Annotated in this window: 12 protein-coding genes and 1 pseudogene; 10 read left to right on the top strand and 3 right to left on the bottom strand. The window is 32.5% G+C overall.

The genetic code is table 11. The features are described 5' to 3' along the window. Positions 1-5 precede the first annotated feature (5 nt). Positions 6-980 carry a polyprenyl synthetase family protein gene (locus tag AC0L4B_RS05805; RefSeq protein ID WP_473438946.1) on the bottom strand — a complete coding sequence of 325 codons (975 nt, stop codon included), beginning with the start codon at positions 978-980 and terminating at the stop codon, positions 6-8. A 127-nt stretch (positions 981-1,107) separates the two neighbouring features. On the opposite strand from AC0L4B_RS05805, the gene AC0L4B_RS05800 reads away from it, so the two are divergent. The 7 genes and pseudogenes from AC0L4B_RS05800 (at position 1,108) to AC0L4B_RS05770 (ending at position 11,699) form a co-directional block, all read left to right on the top strand. Next, positions 1,108-1,716: a TetR/AcrR family transcriptional regulator gene (locus tag AC0L4B_RS05800; protein WP_473438945.1), complete on the top strand. Its 609-nt coding sequence runs from the start codon at positions 1,108-1,110 to the stop codon at positions 1,714-1,716. Next, the gene (locus AC0L4B_RS05795) at positions 1,716-3,023 is read left to right on the top strand and encodes a TolC family protein (protein ID WP_473438944.1); all 1,308 of its coding nucleotides are present in this window, start codon (positions 1,716-1,718) and stop codon (positions 3,021-3,023) included. The genes AC0L4B_RS05800 and AC0L4B_RS05795 overlap by 1 nt, the downstream gene beginning before the upstream one ends. Before the next feature lie 22 nt (positions 3,024-3,045). Continuing rightward, complete coding sequence (locus tag AC0L4B_RS05790; RefSeq protein ID WP_473438943.1) at positions 3,046-4,215, top strand: efflux RND transporter periplasmic adaptor subunit; 1,170 nt, start codon at positions 3,046-3,048, stop codon at positions 4,213-4,215. Positions 4,216-4,227: 12 nt separating this feature from the next. Then, positions 4,228-7,740 carry an efflux RND transporter permease subunit gene (locus tag AC0L4B_RS05785; RefSeq protein ID WP_473438942.1) on the top strand — a complete coding sequence of 1,171 codons (3,513 nt, stop codon included), beginning with the start codon at positions 4,228-4,230 and terminating at the stop codon, positions 7,738-7,740. A gap of 94 nt (positions 7,741-7,834) precedes the next feature. Next, complete coding sequence (gene aspS, locus AC0L4B_RS05780) at positions 7,835-9,589, top strand: aspartate--tRNA ligase (RefSeq protein ID WP_473438941.1); 1,755 nt, start codon at positions 7,835-7,837, stop codon at positions 9,587-9,589. A gap of 47 nt (positions 9,590-9,636) precedes the next feature. Then, positions 9,637-11,416: pseudogene (locus AC0L4B_RS05775) on the top strand (chloride channel protein). Between the two features lie 43 nt (positions 11,417-11,459). Then, the gene (locus AC0L4B_RS05770; protein WP_473438940.1) at positions 11,460-11,699 is read left to right on the top strand and encodes a hypothetical protein; all 240 of its coding nucleotides are present in this window, start codon (positions 11,460-11,462) and stop codon (positions 11,697-11,699) included. Between the two features lie 138 nt (positions 11,700-11,837). Here the strand turns inward: AC0L4B_RS05770 and AC0L4B_RS05765 are convergent, their stop codons facing one another. Then, complete coding sequence (locus AC0L4B_RS05765; protein WP_473438939.1) at positions 11,838-12,287, bottom strand: nucleoside deaminase; 450 nt, start codon at positions 12,285-12,287, stop codon at positions 11,838-11,840. A gap of 65 nt (positions 12,288-12,352) precedes the next feature. On the opposite strand from AC0L4B_RS05765, the gene AC0L4B_RS05760 reads away from it, so the two are divergent. From AC0L4B_RS05760 to AC0L4B_RS05750, 3 genes are all read left to right on the top strand, one after another. Continuing rightward, a complete protein-coding gene (locus tag AC0L4B_RS05760; protein WP_473438938.1) occupies positions 12,353-12,682 on the top strand; it encodes a hypothetical protein in 330 nt (109 codons plus the stop codon). Between the two features lie 121 nt (positions 12,683-12,803). Next, positions 12,804-13,802, top strand: a complete 999-nt coding sequence (locus AC0L4B_RS05755) for an energy transducer TonB (RefSeq protein ID WP_473438937.1) — start codon at positions 12,804-12,806, stop codon at positions 13,800-13,802. Between the two features lie 22 nt (positions 13,803-13,824). Then, a complete protein-coding gene (locus AC0L4B_RS05750) occupies positions 13,825-15,597 on the top strand; it encodes a 1-deoxy-D-xylulose-5-phosphate synthase (protein ID WP_473438936.1) in 1,773 nt (590 codons plus the stop codon). A 40-nt stretch (positions 15,598-15,637) separates the two neighbouring features. Here AC0L4B_RS05750 and AC0L4B_RS05745 read toward each other — a convergent pair whose 3' ends face one another. Continuing rightward, on the bottom strand, positions 15,638-16,339 hold the full coding sequence (locus AC0L4B_RS05745) for a hypothetical protein (RefSeq protein WP_473438935.1): 702 nt from the start codon (positions 16,337-16,339) through the stop codon (positions 15,638-15,640). Between the last annotated feature and the right edge of the window lies 1 nt (position 16,340).

Below are 16,340 nucleotides of genomic sequence, written 5' to 3'. Positions count from 1 at the left end.
AAAAACTAAACACTTCTTGTCATTAAATTTGTACCAAAAGTTTTAAGCATTTGTTTTTTATCTTCAGATATACTTAGCGTGTCTAACACTTCAAAAGCCTTATTGGTATATTCTTTAATAGCTTCCTTAGTAGCTTCAGCAGATCCAGAGGCTACAAAATACTGTTTTACAGTTTCAATTTTATCGCTATTATCTTCTAAATTAACTGAAAATAATTGTTCTAATCTATACTTATCACTTCCTTCTAAAGCTTGCAATGCCTTTAAATAAAGGTAGGTTTTTTTATTTTCAATTATATCTCCTCCAACTTGTTTACCAAAAGTTTTTGGATCGCCAAATGCGTCTAAATAATCATCTTGTAATTGAAAAGCTATTCCTAAAAGACGACCAAATTGATAAATACTATTTTGATTATCTTCAGAAGTTTCGGCTACAATTGCTCCCATTTTCATAGCTGCTCCAACCAAAACAGCTGTTTTGTATTCAATCATTTTTAAATACTCAGGTATAGTTACATCATCTCTGGTTTCAAAATCAACATCATATTGCTGACCTTCGCAAACCTCCAAAGCTGTTTTGCTAAATAATTTTGCTAAAGCCTGAAACACTTGTGGATTATAGTTTTCAAATAGTTGATAAGCCATAATCAACATAGCATCACCTGACAAAATACCTGTGTTTATATCCCATTTTTCGTGCACTGTTTGTTGACCACGTCTTAAAGGTGCATCATCCATAATGTCATCATGTACCAATGAAAAATTATGAAACACCTCTATACTCAAGGCAGCATCTAAGGCCTTAGTATGATTGGATCCAAAAATTTCTGCAGTCATTAAAGTTAACACTGGTCGCAAACGTTTACCACCTAATTGCAATATATAATGTATAGGATTGTAAAGGTTAGCTGGTTCTTTTGGTGACGAATACCCTTTTAGGTAATCTGTAAAAGCAGTTTGGTATGATAAAATATTTTGCATTCTGCAAAAATAACGCAAATCCTATTAACAAACTAAAGTCTATGTAAAGAGCTGTGTTAAAAAACTATTAATACTTTGGAAACTTTTATTGTTTTTAAAGTTTCCTGTCGTACATTTGTGCCAAATTATGAGAGAAAAAATTATACTTAAATCTGCCGAACTATTTTTAACACTTGGTTTTAAAAGTGTTACAATGGATGAGATTGCTAATGCCTTAGGCATATCAAAAAAAACAATCTATCAACATTTTGCTAATAAAACTAAATTAGTAGAAGCAACAACAACACAAATTTTTGAAAATATTTGTGGAGGAATTGATTGCATTTGTGATAAATCACATAATCCAATTGAAGAACTATATGATATTAAAATGTTTGTTATGACGTACTTAAAAAACGAAAAAGCATCACCACAATATCAGTTAAAAAAATACTATCCACAAATACATAACAACTTGCATTTAAAACAATTTGAAAAAATGTATGTATCTGTAAAAGAAAGCATGCAAAAAGGTGTAGACACAGGATTGTTTAGAAAAAATATAAATGTCGATTTTATTTCAAGAATGTACTTTAATGGTATGTCTGGTATTAAGGACGAAACTATTTTCCCGTCAAGTATTTTTACAATGGAGTATCTAATGGAAAGCTATTTAGAATATCATTTAAGAGCTATTTGTACCGAGAAAGGATTACAAACACTAAATAAATTTATAAACAAAACCACCCTTAACTAATGAAAAACTTAATCTTAGTATTTAGTTTAATTCTGACGTCCTTAGCAGTTGGACAAGAAGCTCCAACCAATCTATCTTTACAAGAAGCTATTGATTATGCGTTAGAAAACAACAGAACTGCAAAAAATGCAGCGTTGGATATAGAAGCTGCCATCAAACAAAAATGGGAAACTACAGCTACAGGTTTACCTCAACTTAATGCTGCGGTAGACTACCAAAACGCACTAAAACGTAATGTATTTGTATTTGGAGACCAAGTCATTCAAGTTGGTTCTAAACATACTTTAACTGGTACTGCTACTTTAAGTCAATTATTATTTGATGGGTCTTACTTAGTAGGACTACAATCTGCAAAAGTGTATTTAGAAATTTCTAAAAACGCAAAAGCAAAGACAGATTTAGAAGTTAGAAAAGCTGTAATTAACGCCTACGGAAATGTGCTTTTAGCAGAAGAAAGTGTTGCCATTTTAGAGCGTAATATTAGTGTATTAGAAAAAAACCTAAATGACATTACCAAGATTTTTGAAAATGGTTTAGAAGAAGAAGAAAGCGTAGAGCAATTAAAAATCACTTTATCTAGTGTTAAAAGTAATTTAAATAACACAACACGTTTAAAAGACTTAGCTTATCAAATGCTAAACCTAACCATTGGTAAACCTATTAACGACACTACTGTTTTAACAGAGGACTTAGATGCTTTAGCACTTCAAAACATTAAATTAGAATTATTAGATACTGATAACAACATAGAAAATAATATAGATTATAAAATAGCCCAAAACGACAAAACGTCTAAAGAGCTATTAGTTAAGTTAGAAAAAAGCAAAGCATTACCTAGTTTAAGCGCCTTTATAAACGGAGGGTATACAGGAAACAGAGAGTCTTTTAATTTTACAAATACAAACGAAAAATGGTATGGATCATCAATATTTGGTGTGAGCTTAAATGTACCAATATTTAGCTCTGGTATGCGCAGTGCGGCAACACAACGTGCTAAAATAAATTTAGAAAAAGCAGACATTAATCTTACAGAAACAGAGCAAATGTTAAATCTGCAAATAGAATCTGCAAAAAGCGATTACCAATTTGCTATTGAAGATTACCAAAATAAAAAAGAAAATCTGACACTTGCCGAGCGTATTGAAACTAAAAACCAAACCAAATTTTTTGAAGGTATTGGTTCTAGTTTTGAACTAAGACAAGCACAAACGCAATTATATACAGCACAACAAGAATTACTTCAGACTATGCTAGATGTAATCACAAAAAAAGCAGAACTAGAAACTTTACTTAACACTACAAACTAATCAACCTTACAAAACAATAATTATGAAACATATAATAACACTTTCATTTGCTGCTATTTTATTAGCTTCATGTGGTGGAAATAAAAAGAATTCAGTCGAAAATATATTAGAAAAAAATAACCTTGAAGACATTCGTACTAAACGTGCAGAATTAGTTACAGATCAAGAAGCTATTCAATCTAAAATAAAATTATTAGACCAAAGAATTAAAACTTTAGACACCACTCAAAACATTCCTTTAATTACAACTATCAAAGCTAAAGAAGAAGTTTTTGATCACGTATTAGAATTGCAAGGTAACGTTACCACAAAAAACCTTTTAACTATAACACCAGAATACAATGGGATTTTGACCAATGTTTATGTAAAAGAAGGACAACGTGTCTCTAAAGGACAAACCTTAGCAAAAATTGATGATGGTGGATTAAGCCAACAATTAGCGCAACTTAAAATACAGTCTGCTTTAGCTAAAACTACATTTGAGCGTCAAGAACGATTATGGAATCAAAAAATTGGTAGCGAAATCCAATACCTACAAGCAAAATCATCTTACGATGCGCAACAAGAAGCTATCAATCAATTACAAAAACAATTAAACAAAACCACTGTTAGAGCTCCTTTCTCAGGAACAATTGATGATGTAATTACAGAAAAAGGTAGTGTTGTAGGTGCTGGACAAACACCATTAATGCGTATTGTTAACCTAAATGACATGTACATTGAAACTGATGTACCAGAAAGCTACATACCATCCGTAGTAAAAGGCAAGAAAGTAACTGTAGAGTTTCCTGTTTTAGGAACAACAGTAGACACTAAAATCCGTCAAGCTGGAGACGTAATTAATGCTACGAACCGTACTTTTAAAGTAGAGGTTGATGTGCCAAACAAAGACAAAACCATAAAGCCTAACTTAACTGCAAAACTTAAAATTAACGATTACTCAAATCCTAAAGCAATATTAATACCGCAAAGTATTATTTCTGAAAATGCTGAAGGCGAACAATATGTTTACGTAGTAAAAGACAAAAAAGACGACAATAAAGGCACTGTTAATAAAGTCATTATTAAAACAGGAAAAACCCAAGGTGATGTTATTGAAGTTTTAGAAGGTATTACAGGTGGAGCAGAATTGATCCAAGAAGGTGCACGTAGTGTAAAAGATGGACAAACAGTAAAAGTAATTAAATACTAAACCAATTAAATAATGACTAAAAAGAAAAAACAAGTCGATAAGGAATTTGGTTGGTCATCGTGGGCAATTAACAACAAAACCACAATGTATGTACTAATTGCAGTAATATTTTACTTAGGTATTTCTGCATTTTTCGACATGCCAAGAGAAAACTTTCCAGAAGTAAACGAAACTAAAATATATGTTAGTTCAATTTATCCAGGAAACACTGCAGAGGATATTGAAAAATTAATTTCAGATCCTTTAGAAGATAAATTAAAAACAGTTAGTAATGTTGTAGAGATCACCTCAACATCACAAGAAGATTACTCAATGTTAATTGTTGAATTTGATGACGGATTAACCGTAGATCAGGCCAAACAAAAAGTTAAAGATGAAATTGATACTGAAACTTCTGGCGAAGATTGGCCAACTTTTAATGGCGCAAAAGTAGAACCTGATGTGTTTGAGCTAAGCTTGTCTGAAGAAATGCCAATCTTAAACATTAATATCTCTGGAGATTATCCTATTCAGAAATTAAAGGAATATGCTGAATATCTTCAAGATGAAATAGAAAATCTGCAAGAAATTAAAAAAGCAGATATTCGTGGTGCCCAAGAAAAAGAAGTAGAAGTTGCAGTTGACATTTACAAAATGATGGCAGCTCAAGTTACTTTTAACGACATTATCGCAGCCATAAACAATGGTAACTTAACCATGTCTGCTGGTAACTTAAAAGCAAGCGGACAACGTCGTACTATTAGAGTTCTAGGTGAAATTGAAAAACCTTCAGAACTTGAAAATTTTGTCGTAAAATCAGAACAAGGTAACGCAATATACCTTAAAGACTTAGCTACAGTAACTTTTAAAGAAGAAGACAAAACTACTTTTGCTAGAGAGTATGGTCATCCTGTAGTGATGTTAGACGTCAAAAAACGTGCTGGTAAAAACATGGTTGCAGCTGCTGAGCAAATTCAAGTTATAGTTGCAGATGCAATAGACAATGTATTCCCTCCTGATTTAACCGTTTCTGTTGTTAACGACCAATCTTCAAAAACTATTGGTCAAGTCGATGATTTGGTAAACAACATCATCTTTGGTGTTATATTAGTTGTTACCGTTTTAATGTTCTTTTTAGGGTTTAAAAATGCCTTATTTGTTGGGTTTGCAATCCCAATGTCTATGTTTATGTCCTTAATGATACTTCAATTATTAGGTCAAAGTTTAAATACAATGGTATTATTTGGTCTTATTATGGGACTTGGTATGCTTGTGGATAATGGTATTGTTGTTGTTGAAAACGTATATCGTTTAATGGAATCTGAGGGTATGAGCAGAATTGAAGCTGCTAAAAAGGGTATTGGCGAAATCGCTTTTCCTATTATTATATCTACAGCTACTACAGTTGCAGCCTTTATTCCGTTAGGTTTATGGCCAGGAATTATGGGAGAATTCATGAAAATTCTACCCATAACATTATCTGTAGTACTAGGGTCTTCATTATTTGTGGCTATCTTTTTCAATTCGGTTTTAGTATCAAGATACATGACTATTGAAGATAAGGATATGCCTTTAAAGCAAATCATTAAAACCTCTTCGATTATTGCTATTATCGGTATTTTAATATTAATATTTGGAGGTGCTTACAGAGGCTTAGGTACAGTAATGATTTTTACTGCTGTAATGCTTTGGGCTTACCGTTTCTTTATTAGAAAAGCAGCTAATTATTTCCAAAACAAAACATTAGTTTCATTAGAAAACTGGTACGAACGTAAACTTCGTTCGGCACTTTCAGGTAGAAAGCCTTATTTATTAAGTATTGGGACTTTCTTATTATTAATTGCATCATTTATTGCTTTTGGTATGTCATTAGGTGCAAAACGAACTAAAGTAGAATTTTTTCCAGATAACAAACCTAATCAGATTATTGTTTACATAGAATATCCAGAAGGTACAGCCATAGAAAAAACAAATGCTATTACCAAAGAGATAGAACAACGTGTATTTACTGTACTAAATGATGACCACTATATGGATAATGGTTATAATTATTTAGTAGAAAGTACAGTATCTCAAGTTGGTGAAGGTGCAGGAAACCCTCAAACCGATGGTGGATCCGCTGCAGAAATGCCACACAAAGCTAAAATCACAGCTTCAATGCGTGAGTATAAATTTAGACGTGGTGAAGATAGTGAAGCGCTTAGGCAAAAAGTACAAACTGCCTTAGTTGGTATTTATCCTGGAGTTTTAATTTCGGTTGAAAAAGACGCTAACGGACCTCCTGTTGGACCTCCAATTAACGTTGAAATTGAAGGTGAAGATTACGACGAGTTAATCGCTACTGCAGAATCAATGCGTGAGTTTATTAACACCAAAAACATACAAGGTATTGACGAGCTTAAAATTGATGTTAATAAAGCTAAGCCAACCATGCGTGTCACTATAGACAGAGAAAAAGCTGGTGAGTTAGGTATTAGTGCTGCACAAGTTGGACAACAATTACGTAGCTCTGTATTTGGATCTAAAGCTGGTGTTTATAAAGAAGATGGTGATGATTACGATATTTATGTTCGTTTTAATAAAGAAAACAGATATAATAAAAGTGCTTTATTTAATCAAAACATTACGTTTAGAGACAATACTGGACAAATAAAAAGTGTACCTGTTTCTGCTGTAATTAAATACGAAAACAATTCAGGTTTTAGTGCTATTAAACACAAAGACACTAGACGTGTTGTAACCGTTTATTCTGCATTATCTCCAGGTTTTACAGATGCTGCTGCTATTGTAAGTCAAATTCAAAACGAAATGAAAAGTTATGAAAACTTACCTAAAGGCATTAAAATAGATTATACAGGTCAAATTGAAGAACAAAATAAGCAAATGCTATTTTTAGTTGGTGCCTTTTTTACTGGACTTGGATTAATCTTTTTCATATTAATATTCCAATTTAATTCGGTTTCAAAACCAACTATAATCATGATTGCTATTTTCCTTAGTTTTATTGGTGTATTTGGTGGTATTGTAATTTCAGGAAGTTCATTCGTAATTATGATGACCATGGTTGGTATTATATCGCTAGCCGGAATTGTTGTAAACAATGGTGTGGTATTATTAGATTATGCTCAACTCCTTATTGATAGAAAGAAAGCCAAATTAGATTTAGATGAAGACGACTACCTTTCAAACGAAGATTTATTTGAAAGTATTGTAAATGCAGGAAAAGCACGTTTAAGACCTGTACTATTAACTGCAATTACCACCATTTTTGGATTAATCCCACTAGCTATTGGATTAAACATCAACTTCTTTACATTGTTTGCAGATCTTGATGCTAACATATACATGGGAGGAGATAACGTAATATTTTGGGGACCATTAGCATGGACTGTAATTTACGGTCTATTAATAGCTACATTCTTAACGTTAATAGTTGTTCCAATATTATTTTTCTTATCTGTTAAATTAAAAATGTGGATAAAAACTAAATTTTCTTCAGATGAAAATGAAAACGATATTATATTAGAAACTACAATTGAAGAGTAAATTTTCAGTTTAGTACATACATTTAAATGATTTAAACAAAAAATCCGAAGTCTTTACTTCGGATTTTTTACTTTTGCATTTCTAATAGATAATTATGTACAGAAGTCACAACTGTGGTGAGCTAAATGCATCACATATAAATACAGAAGTTACCCTTTCAGGTTGGGTACAAAAATCAAGAGATAAAGGATTTATGATATGGGTCGATCTTCGTGATCGTTATGGTATTACTCAACTTATTTTTGATGAAGAGCGTACATCAAAAGACATTCTTGAACAAGCTCAAAAATTAGGTCGTGAATTTGTAATACAAGTTAAAGGAACTGTAATTGAGCGTGCTTCTAAAAACCCAAATATCCCAACAGGAGACATCGAGATTTTAGTAAAAGAATTAAACATTCTAAACGAATCATTACTTCCTCCTTTTACTATCGAAGATAAAACGGATGGTGGTGAAGATATCAGAATGAAATACCGTTATCTAGACATTAGAAGAAACCCTGTTAAAAATAATTTGATTTTCAGAGCAAAAGTGACTCAGGAAGTTAGAAATTTTTTATCAAACAATGAATTTATTGAGGTTGAAACACCTTACTTAATAAAATCTACTCCAGAAGGCGCAAGAGATTTTGTTGTCCCTTCTAGAATGAATGAAGGTGAATTTTACGCACTTCCACAATCACCACAAACCTTTAAGCAATTGCTTATGGTTGGAGGTATGGATAAATACTTCCAGATTGTAAAATGTTTTAGAGACGAAGATTTACGTGCAGACAGACAACCAGAATTTACGCAAATTGACTGCGAAATGGCATTTGTAGAACAAGAAGATATATTAAATATTTTTGAAGGCTTAACACGTCATTTATTAAAAGAAGTTAATGGTGTAGAAGTTGACAAATTCCCACGTATGCTTTACGATGACGCAATGCGTTTATACGGAAACGACAAACCAGACATTAGATTTGGAATGGAGTTTGGAGAGCTTAACGCTGTAGCGCAACACAAAGATTTTGGTGTTTTTAATAATGCCGAATTAGTTGTTGGTATTGCTGTTCCTGGAGGAAACAGTTATACACGTAAAGAAATAGACAAATTAATTGATTGGGTAAAACGTCCGCAAGTTGGCGCTTTAGGTATGGTGTACTCACGTTGTAATGACGACGGAACATTCAAATCTTCTGTAGATAAATTTTACGACCAAGACGATTTAGCAAAATGGGCAGAAGTAACTGGAGCCAAAGCTGGTGATTTAGTTTGTATATTATCTGGAGACACTAATAAAGTACGAGCACAACTAAGTGCTTTACGTATGGAATTAGCAGAGCGTTTAGGCTTAAGAGACCCAAAAGTATTTGCTCCATTATGGGTTATAGATTTCCCATTATTAGAACTTGATGAAGAAACAGGTCATTACCATGCTATGCACCATCCATTTACATCTCCAAAACCTGGTCAAATAGAATTATTAGACACTAACCCAGGAGATATTAAAGCTAATGCTTACGATTTAGTCCTTAACGGAAACGAAATTGGTGGTGGATCTATACGTATACACGATAAAGCAACACAAGCAATCATGCTTAAACATTTAGGATTTAGCGAAGCAGAAGCTAAAGCTCAGTTTGGCTTTTTAATGGATGCTTTTGAGTATGGCGCACCTCCACATGGCGGATTAGCTTTTGGACTAGATAGATTAGTATCTATATTAGGTGGTCAAGAAACCATTAGAGATTTTATTGCCTTCCCCAAAAACAATTCTGGTCGAGACGTCATGATTGATGCGCCTGCACCAATTGATGATACACAATTAAAAGAATTAAATCTTAAATTAGATTTACAATCATAAAAATAAAAAATCCTGCAAATCGCAGGATTTTTTATTACATTTAATTAATGCCAAAGCAACCATTACATAAACGTTTTTTTATATGGAGAATTAAAAACATCTCCGAAAAAAACTTCACTTATATTCTAAGTGGACTAGTTGGTCTATTGGCAGGATTAGCAGCAGTAACATTAAGAAACACAACATTTACTATAGAAAGTACTTTAGATAATTTAGTTGTATTTTCTAAAAACCAAATCTATTTTATACTACCCGTTTTCGGGTTATTTTTAGTGTATGTATTTACAAAATATGTGACTAAAAAAAGTAGAACACGCAATACCATCCATATTATTTAAATTATCAAAACGTAGTGGACTAATAGAACGTTCTAAAATTTACATTCCGTTAATAACTGCACCTCTAACTGTTGGTTTTGGAGGATCTGTTGGATTACTTGGACCTGCAATTGCTTCAGGATCTGCAATCAGTTCTAACTTAGGCAAACTGCTTCATGTTAATCAACAAACACGTACTTTATTAATTGGTTGTGCAGCAGCAGGTGCTATTTCATCTATATTTAAATCGCCAATTGCAGCTATTATTTTTGCGGTAGAAGTATTTAGTTTGGATTTAACCTTTGCTTCATTATTACCATTACTTATAGCTTCAGTAGCTTCAGTGTTAACCTCATATTTCTTTTTGGGTGACGACTTATTATTCAACTTTAATTTTTCTGATAAATTTCAAATTAAAGACACTCTATTTTATGTAGTATTGGGTGTAGGTACTGGATTTGCTTCGATTTATTTTACAAAAATGTATTTCTACATTTTAAAATTTTTCGAACGATTTGGATCAAGACTCACTAAATTAATTATTGGTGGATTAGCAATTGGTGTGATGTTATACTTTATTCCACCATTGTATGGAGAAGGTTTTGGTTTTATAAATAATCTATTAGCCGGAAACCATTTGGCTGCATTAGGCACCACGCCTTTTGATCATTTTAATGACAATATTTGGGTTGTTATAGCATTACTAATTGGCATAACTGTTTTTAAAGCCATAGCCATGACCACTACATTTGCAGCTGGAGGAGCTGGAGGAATTTTTATACCAACCATGGTTATGGGTAGTGCTTTGGGTAATGTCGTTGCTAAAATAATCAACAACCTAGGCTTAGGTTTTAATGTGTCAGAAACCAATTTTACTTTAATTGGTATGGCTGGGTTAATTGCAGGTGTATTACATGCACCTTTAACAGCCATTTTCTTAATTGCCGAAATCACTGGAGGCTATGAGTTGTTTATTCCGTTAATGATAGCAGTAAGTATGTCTTTCATTATTAAAAAAAACGCTATAGATTTTACCATTTACACTAAAGAGCTAGCTTTAAAAGGCGAGTTATTAACCCATAACAAAGATCAGAGTGTATTAACTTTAATGTCTTTAGATAGTGTGATAGAGACCAATTTTGTTAGACTTAACCCAAACATGAGCTTAGGAGATATGCTACATAAAGGCGTTGCAAAATCCACCCGAAATCTATTTCCTGTGGTCAATAAAAATAAAGCTTTAGTTGGGATTATACTTTTGGATGACGTTAGAGAAATCATGTTTAACCAGGCACTTTATGAGACTACTTTAGTCGAAGACCTGATGCACAATCCACCAGATATTATAGATTACAAACTGGATTCCATGAAAACCGTAATGGCAAAATTTCAAGATTCTAACGCCTGGAATTTGCCAGTAATTAAAGACGGTAAGTACATAGGTTTTGTTTCAAAATCTAAATTATTAACCGCTTACAGACGTCAATTAATTAACTATACCACCACTTAGTAAAGCATTTTATATCTTTACAAAAAATAACGTCTTTTAAAACATGAAATACATCATCGCATTATCTTTTATAGCCTCAGTTGCTAGTATTATTTGTGGCTATTGGCTAGAGGTAGACTATGCACAAAAGTTAATAGGTTTTGGTGTTTTAGGGTTGTTTTTTGTAGTTATCCCATTATTTACGTACCACAGATGGAAAGACAGAGATGCCAAAGAGTACATGTTAACTAAAGAAAAAATAGAAGACATGCGCAAAAAAGAAGGCGATAAAAGACGATTTTAAAATTTTATTTGGGCATTACCCTTTTCCGCTAAAAAACTACAAAGGGTCGCGCTATCCACTGTATCTTTTTGTTTTTTTAGTAAAACAAAAAGGATGTCGTTTCTATCCCTAATGCACTAAATCGCTAACAACAATCTATTAATTTAAGTTACGCTTTTCTATAAAAAAACGTTTTAATATAGCCGAAGCTTCCTCAGCTAACACTCCACCAACCATTTTTGTTTTAGGATGTAATTTAGTATTCAATGCAATACAACCACGATCCTCATCTCTAGCTCCATAAACAATTTTAGAAATCTGACTCCAATACAACGCTCCAGCACACATTTGACAAGGTTCTAAAGTGACATATAACGTACAATCTTTTAAATATTTTCCACCTAAAAAATTAGCAGCAGCAGTAATAGCTTGCATTTCGGCGTGTGCAGTGACATCATTTAAAAGTTCGGTTAAATTATGGGCTCTCGCAATAATACGGTCTTTTATAACAATTACAGCTCCAACAGGTATTTCACCTTTATCAAAAGCCTCTTCAGCTTCCTGAAGTGCTTTTTTCATAAAATAAGTATCGTCGTATGGATTTATCATAAATTCAAACTTACAAATTATTAATAAAACTATATATTTGATTTCAATTTAAAAAAAACAAACCAATGAAAATCAAATTATTATTAGCAGGAATAGCATTATCGTTTATGTCTTGTGCAGGAACTCCTGAAGAAGAAACTGCAAAACGTTTTTGTGAATGCTCAGGCGATATGGCTGAACTTACAAAACAAATGAAAGAAGATCCTGCAGCAATGGATTTTGCTAAATACACTAAAGTAATGGAAGATTTTCAAAAATGTGTAGATCCAGATGGCGAAATGAAAAAGAAAGAAGATGCCATGAACGAAGAAGAGAAAAAAGCGTATGGAGAAAAAATGAAAGCGTTAGTAAAAGAATCATGTCCTGATGTTGCAAAAGCAATGGGTATGGAATAAGTTTTAAAGAAAAAACTTAAAACAGGGAATTGCTAAAACAATTCCCTGTTTTTTTTACATAAAAAACTCAATAACAAACGGTTCGGCAAGACTTTTGATGCCTATTAAAAAATTGTTTAATATGGCCAACTACTACTCTATTAAAATCCCAAAACCATGTCATGAAAATTGGGATACAATGTCACCACAAGATAAAGGTCGCTTTTGCGAATCATGCAATAAAACGGTTGTCGATTTTACTAAAATGGACACTTACCAAATCCAAGATTTTTTACAAGAAAATAAAGACAAACGCGTTTGTGGACACATTAAGCAAACACAACTGGACTCTATAAACTTACTAATCCCGTTAAGCTTAATACAGCAAAAGCATAGTGTTTATAAATCGTTCTTTTTAGCAGCCATGATTATTATGGGAACAACTTTATTTAACTGCTCTTCTAAAAACGGAACGTCAAAAAAAATTGATACTATAGAAGTTATCGATTCGACTAAAAATGAAGTTATCGATGTTTTAGGATTAATCGAGATGCCTATTGAGACAGATAGTTTAATTACAAAAAAGAAAGATTGTAAAGCTCCACAAATAATTAAAGCTCCAATCCCTCTTGTTGATGGCATGATTGTTATTGAAAACATAACCACAGGAGAAATTATCACAACTCCAGATCCTGTAAATATAGATTCGTTAAAAATAGATATTCCTATACCTGAAATAATGGGTGACATGGTATTAGAAACTCATAACACACAAGAACCTTTTCCTTTTAATACGGTAGACGAGTTTCCAAAATTTAAAAACTCACCCGAATTCTCTAACACGCATTATGAAACTAAATATTTTGAATCTCAGCTAGGTAACTTTGTAAAAAACAACTTTAGCAAAAAATCAATAACAAAATTAGATTCAGCTATAATGACACATCGCATTTATGTGAATTTTAAAATTGAAAATAATGGCTCTACTAAAATACTTAAAATTAGAGCACCTCATCCAAAACTTAAAAAGGAGACTGAACGCGTAATGAAAAAATTACCAAAATTTATTCCAGCAAAAAAGGATGGTAAAAACGTTTCCGTTTTATATACTTTACCCATAATTTTTAATACAGAAGACTAATAAAATCTTGTATTTTTGCTAAGTGCAAAATAAACTTTTAAATACCATTGATTCCCCAAAGGAACTTCGTCTTTTAAGTCAAGAAAAATTACCGCTTCTTGCTAAAGATTTACGTGATTTTATTATAAATGTAGTAGCAACTAAAGAAGGACACTTAGGTGCTAGTTTAGGAGTAATAGAACTTACTATTGCTTTACACTATGTATTTGACACACCAAAAGATCAATTAGTTTGGGATGTTGGACACCAAGCCTATGGACATAAAATTTTAACTGGTAGACGAGACACCTTTGATACTAACAGACAAATTGGTGGATTGAGTGGTTTTCCTAATAGATTAGAAAGTGATTTTGACACCTTTGGTGTTGGACATTCATCCACTTCAATTTCTGCTGCATTAGGTATGGCTATTGCTTCTAAACTAAAAGGAGATTTAGACACGCAACATATTGCTGTAATTGGTGATGCGTCTATAGCTAGCGGAATGGCTTTTGAAGGTTTAAATCATGCAGGAGTTACAGATGCAAACTTACTTGTAATATTAAATGACAATGCAATAGGTATTGATCCAAGTGTTGGTGCTTTAAAACAATATTTAACAAACGTAAAAAAAGGCACAGAAAAGCAAGATAATATTTTTGAAGCTCTTAATTTTGACTATTCTGGACCAATAGATGGTCATGATTTACCATTATTAATCACAGAATTAAAGCGTCTTAAAAACACAAAAGGCCCTAAATTTTTACATGTAATTACAACTAAAGGGAAAGGTTTACGTCAAGCCGAAGAAAATCAAGTTACTTATCATGCACCAGGAAAATTTAATAAAGAGACAGGCGAATTAAATCCTAAATCAAACATAAAACAACCACCAAAATATCAAGATGTTTTTGGGCATACTATTGTTGAATTAGCAAAACAAAATGAAAAAATAATTGGGATTACACCAGCAATGCCCACAGGTAGTTCGTTAAAATATATGATGGAACAAATTCCGGATCGTGCTTTTGACGTTGGTATAGCAGAGCAGCATGCTGTGACATTTGCAGCAGGATTAGCAACTCAAGGTATGATTGCGTTTTGTAATATCTATTCTACCTTTTTACAACGTGCTTATGATCAAATTATACATGATGTAGCCTTACAAAACCTTCCTGTTATTTTTTGTTTAGATCGTGCAGGTTTAGTTGGTGAAGATGGCGCAACCCATCATGGAGTTTTTGATTTATCATATTTACGCTGCATCCCAAATCTAATTATTATGGCTCCTCGTAATGAAATGGAGCTACGTAATATTATGTATACAGCTCAATTAGGACTAAAACATCCAATTGCTATAAGATACCCAAGAGGACGAGGTCAAAATTTAGACTGGCAACAACCATTTAGTAAATTAGAAATCGGAAAAGGTGAATGCTTAAAACAAGGAACAAAAACTGCTGTTTTATCAATAGGCAATATGGCCAAAAACGTAACTGAAGCCTTAGTCCTATTAGATAATACCTCAGCATTTTCTCATTACGACCTTCGCTTTATAAAACCATTAGATGAGACTATGTTACATGAAGTATTTAAAACTCATGAGACTGTCGTTACAATTGAAGATGGGACGTTATTAGGAGGCTTTGGAAGTGCTATTGCAGAGTTTAAAACTAAATACAATTACCCTAACAAATTAATTTTAAAAGGCATTCCTGATCATTTCATAGAACATGGAACGGTTTTAGAATTACAGAAAACGATTAATTTAGATTCTAAGAATTTGAGTATATTTCTAAAAAAAATGACAGACTAAATTAGTCTGTCATTTATAAATAATTATATATTTATATAGATTAGTTTGTCGTAAACGACCAAACTTGACCTATACTTTTAGTTCCATTGTTATCTTTAGTATCAATCTTCCAATAGTAAGTTGTACCAGCAGCTATTGTTACATCTAAAATTGTTGTTGTAACATCTGATTGTAGTAAATCAGGAGTATCGGTTGTACCCAAAAAGACATCGTAAGTTAATGTATCATCTACATCAACATCACTTCCAGACCATTCTAAAGATACATTTCCAGAATCTAAAAACGCATCCATTTCTGGAGCAATAATAGAAGCCGCAAAAGGCACATAGTTAGAAACACCTTCACCTTCTGTATAAAAAGCTAAAGTAGGAGACGCTTCTGCTTCATCTTCACCATCAGAAGCCACAACATTCCAATAATATGCAATTCCTGGATTTAAAGTAATTAATACAGAAGTATTACTAGTTGTTTGTTGAGCTACAATATTAGTTTGGTCTCTATCTGTTGCTACTCTTATTATGTACTCTAAATTATCATTATCTGCATCTGAAGCTGCTGCCCATTCAAACTCTATATTAGTATCAATACAAAGTAAATCAGAACTTGGATAAATTAAATTTGACACAGCTGTTGGTGCTGTATTTGGAGTTGGAGGAGTTGAACCACCATCATCACTTCCACCACAAGCCATAAATGTAATTGCTATTAGCATTACAGGAACTATTTTTATTAACTTATTCATA

The organism is Olleya sp. NP1-10 (assembly GCF_055804415.1).
This window is presented reverse-complemented; position numbering and strand designations above follow the sequence as displayed.

What these genes read in the sequence shown, in the direction of transcription:
- AC0L4B_RS05805 (WP_473438946.1), bottom strand. Translation starts at nt 980, where the DNA reads ATGCAAAATATTTTATCATACCAAACTGCTTTTACAGATTACCTAAAA.
- AC0L4B_RS05800 (WP_473438945.1), top strand. Translation starts at nt 1,108, where the DNA reads ATGAGAGAAAAAATTATACTTAAATCTGCCGAACTATTTTTAACACTT.
- AC0L4B_RS05795 (WP_473438944.1), top strand. Translation starts at nt 1,716, where the DNA reads ATGAAAAACTTAATCTTAGTATTTAGTTTAATTCTGACGTCCTTAGCA.
- AC0L4B_RS05790 (WP_473438943.1), top strand. Translation starts at nt 3,046, where the DNA reads ATGAAACATATAATAACACTTTCATTTGCTGCTATTTTATTAGCTTCA.
- AC0L4B_RS05785 (WP_473438942.1), top strand. Translation starts at nt 4,228, where the DNA reads ATGACTAAAAAGAAAAAACAAGTCGATAAGGAATTTGGTTGGTCATCG.
- aspS (WP_473438941.1), top strand. Translation starts at nt 7,835, where the DNA reads ATGTACAGAAGTCACAACTGTGGTGAGCTAAATGCATCACATATAAAT.
- AC0L4B_RS05770 (WP_473438940.1), top strand. Translation starts at nt 11,460, where the DNA reads ATGAAATACATCATCGCATTATCTTTTATAGCCTCAGTTGCTAGTATT.
- AC0L4B_RS05765 (WP_473438939.1), bottom strand. Translation starts at nt 12,287, where the DNA reads ATGATAAATCCATACGACGATACTTATTTTATGAAAAAAGCACTTCAG.
- AC0L4B_RS05760 (WP_473438938.1), top strand. Translation starts at nt 12,353, where the DNA reads ATGAAAATCAAATTATTATTAGCAGGAATAGCATTATCGTTTATGTCT.
- AC0L4B_RS05755 (WP_473438937.1), top strand. Translation starts at nt 12,804, where the DNA reads ATGGCCAACTACTACTCTATTAAAATCCCAAAACCATGTCATGAAAAT.
- AC0L4B_RS05745 (WP_473438935.1), bottom strand. Translation starts at nt 16,339, where the DNA reads ATGAATAAGTTAATAAAAATAGTTCCTGTAATGCTAATAGCAATTACA.